10 protein-coding genes are annotated in these 12,581 nt (G+C 25.3%); all 10 read right to left on the bottom strand.

Annotated features, from left to right (window positions below; genetic code table 4):
• Positions 1–9: 9 nt before the first annotated feature.
• A complete protein-coding gene (locus ACI2WZ_RS00925; protein ID WP_500244952.1) occupies positions 10–1,476 on the bottom strand; it encodes a hypothetical protein in 1,467 nt (488 codons plus the stop codon).
• A gap of 159 nt (positions 1,477–1,635) precedes the next feature.
• Positions 1,636–3,288, bottom strand: coding sequence for a hypothetical protein (locus tag ACI2WZ_RS00920; RefSeq protein WP_500244951.1), 1,653 nt, complete (start codon positions 3,286–3,288; stop codon positions 1,636–1,638).
• 52 nt (positions 3,289–3,340) lie between these two features.
• Positions 3,341–4,063, bottom strand: coding sequence for a hypothetical protein (locus ACI2WZ_RS00915; protein WP_500244950.1), 723 nt, complete (start codon positions 4,061–4,063; stop codon positions 3,341–3,343).
• A gap of 474 nt (positions 4,064–4,537) precedes the next feature.
• Positions 4,538–4,888 carry a hypothetical protein gene (locus ACI2WZ_RS00910; protein WP_500244949.1) on the bottom strand — a complete coding sequence of 117 codons (351 nt, stop codon included), beginning with the start codon at positions 4,886–4,888 and terminating at the stop codon, positions 4,538–4,540.
• Between the two features lie 30 nt (positions 4,889–4,918).
• A complete protein-coding gene (locus ACI2WZ_RS00905; RefSeq protein WP_500244948.1) occupies positions 4,919–5,656 on the bottom strand; it encodes a hypothetical protein in 738 nt (245 codons plus the stop codon).
• Between the two features lie 329 nt (positions 5,657–5,985).
• Entirely contained in the window at positions 5,986–6,447 is a 462-nt protein-coding gene (locus tag ACI2WZ_RS00900) for a DDE-type integrase/transposase/recombinase (protein WP_500245176.1), read from the bottom strand.
• 1,443 nt (positions 6,448–7,890) lie between these two features.
• The gene (locus ACI2WZ_RS00895; RefSeq protein ID WP_500244947.1) at positions 7,891–8,424 is read right to left on the bottom strand and encodes a DUF402 domain-containing protein; all 534 of its coding nucleotides are present in this window, start codon (positions 8,422–8,424) and stop codon (positions 7,891–7,893) included.
• Between the two features lie 444 nt (positions 8,425–8,868).
• Complete coding sequence (locus ACI2WZ_RS00890) at positions 8,869–10,275, bottom strand: MFS transporter (RefSeq protein WP_500244946.1); 1,407 nt, start codon at positions 10,273–10,275, stop codon at positions 8,869–8,871.
• A gap of 25 nt (positions 10,276–10,300) precedes the next feature.
• Positions 10,301–11,008, bottom strand: a complete 708-nt coding sequence (locus ACI2WZ_RS00885) for a glycerophosphodiester phosphodiesterase family protein (RefSeq protein WP_500245175.1) — start codon at positions 11,006–11,008, stop codon at positions 10,301–10,303.
• 147 nt (positions 11,009–11,155) lie between these two features.
• A complete protein-coding gene (gene proS / locus ACI2WZ_RS00880; protein WP_500244945.1) occupies positions 11,156–12,580 on the bottom strand; it encodes a proline--tRNA ligase in 1,425 nt (474 codons plus the stop codon).
• Between the last annotated feature and the right edge of the window lies 1 nt (position 12,581).

Below are 12,581 nucleotides of genomic sequence, written 5' to 3'. Positions count from 1 at the left end.
TTTCTCCCTTTACTCGATTAATATTCTTTTAAGCCTAAAATAATTTAAATATAAAATTGCTGTGGCTATCAAAACAAGAAATATATAAAATCCTTCATAACTAAATATTGTGATGTTCTTGATATTGTAATTTAGTATATTATAATTTGTTTTGTTTTCATAATTTGTTTTGAGATTGAACTCATAATAATTTCTTAATATTAAAAATTCATTAGTGTTATTATTGATAATTGAAATTTGCTCATTTTCTCAATTATACATTCCACCGTATGTTATGTTATTATACAAAAGCATTGGATTTAAATATAAATGAGTTTTAATTTGGTTAACTAAACCTTTTTGATTTTGAGGTAACATCGTTTCTATAATTTCATTGTTAGAGTAATTATAAAGTAAATTAAAAGTCATTGATATAAAATAATATAACGAGATCTCATCAAGGTTCGCGTATTTGTTGATATCACTTTTTCAAATATAGGGTGTAAGTTTAGCTGTTCCACTTGAATCTACAAAAATATCTTTTGAGAATGAATTTAACACTAAAAACTCTTTTGAAAACGGTATAAAATAGTTTATGAATTTTTTGTATTTAATATTGTCAATGTTGTTTTCAAAACTATTTAGTATGTTAAAAAAATAAGAAAAATCATAATTAATAATATTATCATTTTTATTAAATATAAAGTTACTAAAATCTATATTTTTAATTAAGTGCTGTTCTTTTGTCAAATAATATTCATGTGCGTAGGATAAAAACTCTTTAAACTCCGGCGCTTTTTTTTCAACTAGATTCATAAAATCATCATTTAAAAGATTGCCTTGCAAGATAGAAAAGTTTTTTAAATTTTTTACATCAAAATCTATTGAGAAAAGCTTATTAAAGTTTTCATCTTCATTCAAGTTGTTAGCTAATTTATATAGTTTTTTATATATTAATGAATTATTATTTAATGAAGTTGAGTTAGATTGTATATTTTGTAAATTAGAGTTAGAATCTAAAATTAAAGAATTAAAGAAAGATGACAAAGGTGTGAAAAAAGAAAGTACACCGACTAAAATATAAACTAAATACTCATTTACAAAGTTTAACAAAAAGAAAGTAACAGTAACTGTTATTATTGCTAATAATGTGTAAAAACTATACTTTGTTAATATTGCTTTTTGAATATATCTAAAATTGTGAGGTATTCACATCAATGATATAGAGTCAACGACCAACATACTAATTATTAAAAAAAATATAAAAGAAAAAATTACAATACACCTCAATAACAAACTATTATTCAAACCAACACCAGATTTTATCTCTAAACTTAAAATTGATTTTTGCCTATCGTCAAATAAAAAATGTTGAGTTATCATAAATGAAAACAGAATCACAAAAACTGAACATAAAATTGTTTTATATAATAGCAACTTAAAAAACATGCTGACAGGGTTATAATCAAAATATTTTTCACTTGAGATATATTTCATAATGATTATCTCAAAAATCAATGAAAGTAAAATTATCATAAAGAATAAAGTCATGAATAAATATTTTTTAACTACTCTCTTAAACAAAAATTTGAGCAAGTATAAATTGATATCAATCTTGTGAGTTCTTTTTTTCATAAGTTAAATCCTTTTTTTAAATTAATTTTTAAATATTCTTTTATATCTAAAGTATGTTAAAGTTCAAACGATTGTAAGAATCAATAGATACATAAAATATAAGTATGTATAGTTTATTGGTTCGACTGTAACTTCCTCAAGTTCTCCTATTTTATAGGGACCCTCTGTATTTGATGATTTCTTCAAATACTTATATTGCAAGGGCATAATAGGACTTTCAAAGTTTTTTTGTTTTGATGAAAACGAAAATGTATCATAGTAGTATTTATAATTTTGACTATAATAATTACCAAACTGTAATTGTGATAGCTGATTGAAAGGGTTGTATTTAGCAACCTTTTTCAATAGTTCTAATGACTCTTTTGGAGGTGTCAATTCTTCTATTTTACCTTCTTCAAAATTTTTTCGAAAATTGATATTACTATTTGTTATGGTGAAAAAAATAGATGAAATAAAATAATAAAGATCCAATTGATCAGGAGTCTTATAACTTTTCAATGTACTTTCGAAATATCCTGTTTTTATGAAATGGTCGAAGTCGCTACGAGAGTCATATGACCCATTACTACTATAAAAGTCCATAAAAGCTAAATAATCATTCGAGTAATCTTTTAGAATATTTAAAAAGTTCAGATATTTAACATCACTAGATAATTTAATTATTTTATTTAGTATTACATATAATGGATTTCTAGTTCTTATATAAAGTGGGTTATAACCCCTTCTATAATTATAAACATAGGTATCTTCAATTTTAAAACCTCTATCATCATAGTTTCTGAACTCTTTATAATGTTCAGAAAATACTTGATTAAGATAATCAATGAAATCTATATAGTTTTTTCCAAAAAGTCCTTCTGCTAATTTGCGCTCATTATTTAAAATATATTCATAATTACCAAACTGATATTGCTTAATTTTTTCATCTTGTTTAGTGTAATCATAAACTTTTTCAAACCCAGTGAAAATGTCTTTAAAGTTTTCATCTTGTGTAATTTTTTTATAAAAATCATTACGTTTATAAAGAGTAAAATAATTTGTTTCATAGTTATACAGCTCGCTATTTTTTGTATAAACAGTACTTCCTATAACATGTGATACTGAAACTACACATGCTATTATTCCCATCAAACAAAGTGCAAACTTATTATCCATAATCATTAATGTCAAGAATGTGAAAGTTGAGATTAAAAATACAATCAAAAACTGATAACCTAGAAAACTTATTAGTTTTAGTTTTGACTCAATAAATAAATTACTTATTGTGAATGTCAAGATACTTTGCAAGATAAAATTAGATACAACAACAATAACAATACAAAATAAAATTATTGTACATCTTTGAATGAAAGTTTGAAAAACCCCGATTCCACCCTTCATCTCCAAGTCGGTTTTTCCTTCTTTTATATCTCTTGAAAAAAGTAATGACGTTATATAAATAAAAATTACAGATAAAAATACTACGTCAAATATCTTTTTGAAAAAGAATACAGAATTAAATAAATGGTCAACATCAGTTATATATTTATTACTAAGGTCAAAATAATTGACAAATGATATTAGTTCCATAACCATCGATAATGAAATAAAAATGAAAAACATTGTTATAAACACTTTATTGAAAATGCTGTTTTTGAAGTTAACTTTAAAAATATAAAAATTTATTTTATTCATAAAAAACCTTTCGTACCAATACTAAAATTTCATTCATAAATTTTAATTGTGTTTATTTAGACAAAACTGCCATAATAGGGTCTACATATATATTTATATATTTTTTAGAAAAACTAGCATTTCTGAATCTATAAGCACCGTTATATCTAATTTCAAAATTTAAGGACTTTCCTAAAACTACGCAGGTGTTCAAAAAAACTCATTTATCATAATTTCCTGTTGTATGCTCAAAAACATAAGTTACATAATAATCATCACCTGTATAGTAACCAGCTTCCTTGTTTTTCCAGCCAGGGACCAACATTTCTCTATTTGTTTTTTTCCCCGATTCAGAAAGTTTGTTTGTGTCTCCATTGATTGCGGAACTTAGGTCTACAATTAGCCATAAATATGAATCGTAGTAATTGTAATCTGATCCCGAATTTTCATTTATTCCGACTCTAACATCAAATTTTATTCTAATTTGTCTAAAATTTTCAATTAATTCCCTATTACTTGAGTAGTTATTAGCATATGCATACTTTGACCTTGTTGTTAAATCATGCTCTGCTATTTTTCCATTTCTAGAATAATCGCCTTCAGCAATCGGGACAGCATAACTCAAATGCAATTCTTCTTGTTCATAAGATGATAAAAATTCGTTGGAATCTTTATTAGTTAAGCAAACATATCTTTCAAAACTGTTAAGATTATTATTTACAAACAAGGGAAATAAACTTATAAAATATAATAAACTTTTTTTTAATCATAACTTTTCCTCCAGAACAACACACATATAAAAAAATATAGTAACATTTTGATACATAATGATATTTTAATTATATTCCTATACTTCATAAAAAGTCTTTATTAAAATAAAAGTTGTTTATAGTTAACTATAAACAAAAGTAAATAATAAAATATTTTGTGTCATTAAAACTTCTTAGATTTGTTTTTGATTTATAATAAAAAACACATTTAAAAGCAAAGTGAGTATAATCCTACTATATATTTGACAGAATATTTTTATAATCTATACTTAACAAAATATTTTTATCAGTCTAATAATTTGTATTTTTTAAGTAAATCGTCATATGTTTCAGATTTTTCATTGTTATCTTCACTTTTTGTATTACATGCAATAACACTCCTAGTTTAAGGCAATAATCCTACTGCTCCTAATACACTTAATAATTTTTTTCCCATTTTTTCTCCTAAAAATGTTTTTAAAAGTTTTTTATTCCTTATAAATGTTAGATAACTAACACTATTAAACTTCGTGTTTGTTTTTATTTTTAATGTAAAAATAAATTATTGCAAAAAAATTTATTATAAAAATAAAAGAAAAAATCATGTATTTTTTTCTTTCCGATTTATCTGTACTACTTATAAAATAGGATTTATATTTTATTCTTATGTATACACTTAAGACATAAGTTGAAATAAAGGGCACAAAAGAGTCTAAAAATATGAGTCCAACACTCAATTTTTGTCCATAAATTGTATTTTCGTTGATAATTTGAAAAATTCCAGCTATAAATATTCCAAACCCGAAAATATCTAAAAATAAAATTGAAGATAAATAAAATTTAGCTGATGGCTTTCTTTTTGAGTTTTTCATAAATATTCCTTTCCATTATTTAGTATGTAATTATAAAGCTTCTTTATTTATTACAAATATTCCTATTACAGTAAATTTAACACCTCTACCTTTATCAATAGCTAAATCTGTAGCTACATTTCCAATTATGTAAGAAATAACTATTAAAACAATTTTTAAAATTATACCAGCATATGGTACACCACTTAAAACTCATGACACAACACCAGCAAGGCTTGTTGCAGACACTAGTGATATTGTAACCTTTTTTAGACTTTCTGAAGTTAAAGTTAAATTATATTTAATAAACCAATATCATCTGTACTCAATACTACCTCAACTGTAATTTGATACACTTCTGGATAACAATGCATTATTTTGAGTATAAACATATTCTTGTAATTCATTATGAACAGTTCCATCGGAATTAACTGTAAAAATTCCTTGCTTGAATGAATAATTTAATTCTTTTAAAAATGATTCTGATGTGAATATATCAATAAATTCACTTGTTGCTCCTTCTTTTATTAACAAATTAATATCAAAAAATAAACGATGGCTTTCTTTATCATAAACAATATAACTGTAAGCAACATCTGAATTAAAAACGTTTAATGATCTAGAACTAGAATTCTTTTGAAAAAGATAATCTAATTTTTGTGACTCGTCACTCAATTTAGATTTAATTGATATATTTGATTCTACTTTTTTGGTAAATTCAATTTTATTTTTAATTGCAAAAATAAAAAAATTACAGATGATAATAATAGTGAGATTGTTCCAAATCACTTAAATTTGTTATTATTTTGAAAACATATTTACTCCTCTTTCGTTTTTTAAAAACTTATTAGCATTTTATCAAAAAAAAACTAATCTCTAAATAGTTATATATATTTTTTAAATTATAAAAAATAATTTAAAAAATAAGAAAAGTTTACTTCTGATATATAATGATACAAAACTTTAATTTTTTAAATAAAGAATGACTTCTATGACGACATTAGGATTGCTCCAATGTTTTTTACATATCGAAGTATCAAAATATCAATAGCTATTATTAAAAAATCATTGGATAAAAAAACATATTCTGTCAAGTAAAGGGTCACCCCAAACTACAATTATTTTAACAAATTACTCTTGTACATTTCTATAGGAGTGATTTTTAATTTATTTACTATTCTATTGTTTGAATAATTTCAAATACAATTTTCCATTCAAGTTAAAAATTCTTTTATGTTTGAAAATTTATATCCTTTAAGATGATTCTGTTTGAAACTATTAAAGAATGTTTCTACTATTGCGTTTTGTCATAAAGCATAACCATCCGTCATACTTTGTTTTATTTTATTTGCTTTACAAAAATTCATCATATTAATACTTCTAAACTGGGCTCCTCTATCTGTATGGATAATTGAATTATTTATATTGTAGTTATTTTTTAATATATATAGTGATTTTATTAATTCTTTTGTAGTTTGATTACTTGAAAAATAAGTTTTTAAAGGTAATCTAGAATAAACATCAATATATGCAAACATATATAATTTAGAGTTACTAAACTTAAATTCTGGTATATCTAAACATATTTTTCCAATGGTCTTGAAGCAAAAAAATCTACTTTACCAGTAATTGGATTTTTCAATAAATTTGGAGCAGTATTTACAGGTTCTTTTTTGCCACTAACTTAAGATTTTCACTTTCTACTTTTTTCACAATTATCAGGAAAAAGTCCTTGACTTTTCATTGAACTTAAAACTGTTTTTCTACCAATGCCGAATTTTAAAGCTATTTTTTTATGCCATCGTTTACGGTGTGTACCATATTTTAAGTCACAATCATTAAATACTAGTTTTATGAATAAATCATAAGAAGTATTTCTTTTTGTTTTATAATTTTTCGAACCATTATTAACTCAACTTTTATAAGTTTAAAATTAATGCTTAATAAATTTAATAGTCATAAAAGTTTTATATTTTTTTGCAAGTATTTACTTATTATTTTATAAAATTTAATGTTTATTTTTTGTTTTTTAAATTCTTTACTAGAGATGCTGTGAACTTTTCCATAATTTCGACCTTATTAATTAACTCTCTATTTTCCTTATTTTTATTTTGCATCTCTTTTCTTAAAAAATTTAACTCTTGTTTTATGTTTTCGAAGTTTTTTTGTTTATCAATACTGGATTTTCTGCCTCTTTTTTGACAAATAAACCAGAGATCCCACTAGTTATATACCTATTCTGTCATTGATAAATAGTACATGGTTGTTTAATATTATATTTTTCTGCTATTTTTTTGCACTTATATCAGATGATAAAAATTCATTTACTATTTTCATTTTTTCATCTGCAGTAAATAGTTTTGTTTTAGCCATAAAAAAAGAACCCTCTTATAAAAATTATATACATAATTTTTGTGTAGTTTGGGGTGACCCTTTAAAGTATAGAATATGTTTTTATAAAACAATAAGACTTTTTATTTGCAATACACTAATTAGTAATATAAGAGTTTAGAATAACTAAAAAAATCAGTTTAGAAAATTATCAAATAAAAGGTTGGTAACTAGATTATATAAAGTTTTGATAAGTCAAATGCGTTGACCTTATATTTTCGTTATAATCATACTCAAAAGAAAAATACTCTTTCAGTTGAAAGAAATTAAATAATCAACATTAACTGGGTTTTTTGGAAACTGACTTACTAATAAACATAAAGGCTAAGTTATTCATTAATGCGATCCCGTTACAATGAAATCATCAAACTTATAAAACTTAGCTCCTAAATGATAAAAAATTACTAAAAGTTTTAAGTCGTCTAACTAATATGAATTATAGCAAAACACCTTTAGATAAACCTATTTATTGATATCTATCAATTTTCATAGCTTGTTTTTTTGGTTGAACACGCTTTAGACATTATTAAAATAATTATATTAAATGAATAAAAAAAACTTCATACGAATATCATATGAAGAGTGCATCTTTCGCTTTTATTTTTGATACAGTTTTTAATAACAATCGGTTTTTACTTTTTTCATTTTTTTTCGTACTCTGATCACAATCCTTTGACATAATCGTGATCAAATTCATCTTTTTTAGCTTTGATTTTTTTCTTAAGAACATCAACTGTTTCTCAAACCACTTCTATTATAGAACGTGAATAGTTAAATGCTAAACGATTTCTATTGAATTCCTTTAAATCTAAAATTTTAAAACTTCCATCATTAAAAACTTTTATATCTAAGTCATAATCAATGTACTTAATTGTATTTTCTTCGATAATATACGGTGATGCTAAATTACAGTAGTAATTAATTCCGCGCTCTTTAAACATACATATTACATTGTACCAATTTTTTTTATAGAAAACTCAAATTGCTGGTTCGTTTGTTTTTCATTTCCTACCACTTAACTCAGTAATTAAAACTTCTTCGTTAATTAAAATAATACGGTCATCATTGGCTTCGAGAACTTTTACACTCTCCCAACATCTATATAAACTTCCATTATGCTTATATGCATGAACAAGAACTGATTGTCCTGGTTTTACTTTATTCATAGGTAAAACCCCCCCTTTCATTCTTATTCTTTATAATTATTTATTTAAAAATACAATACTTTAAATTAGGCACAAAATTATTATATAACATTATTCTATTTTTACATAATAAACAAAAGTGCGGATTTTTACTTTAAATATTTTATACTTAGCTTTTTAGTTTTTAGAAAATTCATTAAAGACTTTCGTTTGTTTGTTTTATAAAGTCTGCAGAAATATTATAAAAAATAAGGCATCTAATAAATATTTCCTAAAATTATGAATCGAAGTGGCTAGATTGATTATATATATTATATTATGTAAGATGCTTTCAATACTCTGATATAAGATTCACAAAATTAAATTTAAAAGGTTTTGCGTTCATAAAACCTTATATTTAAAATATAATAAAAAACAGATTTTAAAAATCTGTTTTTTATTATCGAAATCAATATTATAGGATTTCTATAAATCTAATTTGACATTTGATTGTTGTCTTTGAGTATCATTAATTCTTTTTCTCTCTTTTTTCAGACATATTAGAAGTAAGACACCAGCTAATGTGGCAATCAAACCAATAATTGTGATTATTAATAGACTTGCCTGATTAGCTAGTTTATTAGTTGAGTAACCAGCCTCAGTCCCTAAATTTTTAAGCATAATTGAGTCTAGTTGTCAAAACCAAGCATCAGGTGAGAAAGCTATAAATGATATAAATCCAACAGAAAGAGCGTAATGTTTATGATCTATGTTTATCTCATAAATTGTAGCTCATCTATTTGTTACTAATGCTCAACAAGTTATCCCAAGCATTAAATAAAGACCACTTACAATTACTTGTATAGCAATTTTGATTCCTTTAGACATATTATTAAAGGACTCTGATGTAAAACCGGGAAGTAATGTTGCTGTAATACATAATATCGATGCAATTATTAATCCTATGATGATAAATAGAATGTATTTTTGACTTTTGTCAGCAATTTTACCAGCGGATGTTGAGAAAAGAAATCTAAACAAGTAGGTTCTACAAACCCCAAGAATTATTACTATTATCGCTGTCACACCTAGTGCATCTTGAATGAAGGTTACAAACACGCTTAAACCAGATTGATACATATAGACCCCCATAATAAGAAGTGTCACTAGTCAAATTTTGTAATTTTTCAAGACACTCGAAAAACTTTTTATATCAAATTGGTTACTTTGAGCAATCTTATCCTTTTTTAATTCAGGCACAAAAAAGTACAGTAATATACAATTCATAAATATTAAAACACAAAGTACAAATACTAAACCCGAGAATGCTCAACTTCCTAAGCTATCTTTTCAAACTGAGCTAAATAGTCAAAATAATAGATATGCTAAACCAATAACAAAACAACCAATTAAACCGTTTAAGCTACCATGTACACCATTAAGCTTTCCATTTTGTTCTGGTGTTCCTTGTTCAGATAACAACTTTCATAAAGCACTTCAAAATATAAAACAAGTTATAAAACTTCATAAGGAGAAAATAACATATACTTGTACTAGTTTTCCATAACTTATAAAGGGTATAAATCCGTATCAAATACCAACAAGTCCACTCGTGAAAAGACCTATTAAGGTTAACTTTTTCAAACTTATTTTATCCGCGAAATAACCACCTACAAAATAACTAAGTAATGATACGTAACCATAAATCGATGTTGCCTGTGAAAACTCCGAAGCTTGAATCCCTAAGGACTGTGCGATCAACACAGAGGACATAACGTTTTTCAAATAGAAAGGTGCAGCCATAACCAAAACATCCGCAAGGGCTAGAATGGATATTATACCAACTGTTTTTCTACTAATTTTATTTGTATTATTAATTACTTTGTTTTTCATAAATACTCCCTCCTTTTAAGTAAAATTAAATATTGACATCTAAGTCTGATACATCGCTAATAAAACTATGAATAAGATCTAAACCATAATAACTAATCATCAGCTTAACTTCCTCATTATTTTTAAAAGTTCATATATTCAATGGCATATTAATTTGTTTTATGATTGAGATATTTTTCTTTTGTTTTAATGTTGTTATACACAAATTAAGATAATCAAACTTTTTTAAAAGGGAGTAATCAATATTTCCTAAGCCTACCGCTAAATAAGCTTTTTTAAATTCGACTGGAAGTTTATTTATAAACTCCAAACAAGAAACTCCAAAAGACGATACGATAATTTCTGCTTGTGTTTTTTTTCTCAAAATCAAAAGAGCTTCCTTTATTATGTTAAAGTCTTGAATGCTATACCTATCAGGTTTTATTTCAACATTAATCATTGAATACTTGACAGCTAATTTATCAACAAAATCTTCTATAAATAATGGTGGTAAAAATTCTTTATTATTTTTAAAAAAGTTTATATTTTTTATTTCTTCATAGGTTAACGACTTTACCCTTTCATTACAATCTCCTATTCTTGAAAAATTGTGATCATGAAATATTATTATTTTTTTATCTTTTGTGAGGCGAATATCAAACTCAACAGCCTTGCAATACTTCAATGCGTTTTCGAAATCAACCATTCGATTCTCACCATTTATTGATCTAAAACCTCTATGTGCAACTAACATTTTTCTACCTCATTTCTTTCGCTTTTCTTTTTTTGTTATTACTTTTAATATAAAACTCCTAACCTTTCTATTCATACCAAAAAATAAAAAAAAACTAAGGCTTTTAAAAAAACTTTTTTCAAATTTTTTAAACCTTAGTAGTTATTTTTAATATGACCTCGCAAAATAAACCATATATTTTGATTCCTTTTTACAGTTAAAGCAATTTGATTTAACTTGTTCAACATCATCAGGTATACATCTTGAGTTGGTTTGTGTTTTTTCTTTAATATCATTTTCACAAGTGATATCACCGCAAAACGGAACTAACACAAAACCTTGTTTTGTATTTAAAATATCTTGATACTCTGTAATAGAATCTGCTTTTGATGTTCTATTGATTCTATTATCTAAAGCTATTTGATAAATATTTCTGTCAAACTCCACAATTTGTTCATCAATATAACTTTTGATGTCATCAAATTTAATACTCACTTTTGATTTAATATCTCTTCTTGAAACTGTCACTACTCCATTTGCTAAATCTCTTGGACCAACTTCAATTCTTATTGGCACACCCCTAATTTCTGCCTCAGAGATTTTGTAACCAAAACTTTTTTCTGACCTGTCAATAAAAACACGATAGCTTTGTGATAACTCTTCAAATATAGCGTTTGATCTAGATTCAACTTCCTCAGAGTTATTTATATTTATTATTTGTACTTGTACAGGAGATATTTTTGACGGAATAACAAGACCATAGTCATCTGAGTGTGTCATTATTATTGCACCTATAAGTCTTGTTGAAACTCCTCAACTTGATGAATATGCAAACTCTTCTTCTTGATTTTTGTTTTGGAATTTAATGTCAAATGCTTTTGCAAAGTTATCTGCAAAAAAATGACTAGTACCAGCTTGAAGAGATTGTCCATCGTGCATAAGAGATTCAATAGTATACGTTTCTTTAGCACCCGCAAACTTTTCTTTCTCTGTTTTTCTACCACTTATAACTGGTAATAACAAAACATCTGTCGCAAACTTTTTATATATATCAAGAATCTTTAATGTGAAATCTCTTGCTTCATCACTACTTGAGTGAACAGTATGTCCTTCTTGTCATAAAAACTCACTAGTTCTTAGAAAAGGTCTTGTAGTTTTTTCTCAGCGCATAACATTTACTCATTGATTATAAATCAATGGAAGATCACGATAAGATTTTACTTCTTTAGCAAAATGTTCTGCCATTAAAACTTCACTTGTTGGTCTGATATATAAATCTTCTGCTAATTGTTTGTCCCCTACTTTAGTTACGGTAGCAACCTCAGGAGCAAAACCATCAATGTGATCTTTTTCTTTGTTAAATAAACTAGCTGGTATCAATAATGGGAAGTAAACATTATTTACTCCTACTTTTTTAAATTCTTTATCTAATATATTTTGTATGTTTTCTCAAATTGCGTAACCATAAGGTTTGAATATCATGGTTCCTTTAACTGGTCCATAGTCTATCAAACCAGCATTTCTTACTACATCAGTATATCATTGGGAGAAGTTTTCATCTCTTGGGGTTATTTTTTCAATTTTTTGGGTCATT

Origin of the sequence: Spiroplasma endosymbiont of Megachile willughbiella, from assembly GCF_964273395.1 — a bacterium.
Taxonomy (GTDB): Bacteria; Bacillota_I; Bacilli_A; order Mycoplasmatales; family Mycoplasmataceae; genus Spiroplasma_A; species Spiroplasma_A apis.
The sequence above is the reverse complement of the archived record's forward strand: the minus strand, read 5'-3'. Positions and strand labels throughout refer to the sequence as shown.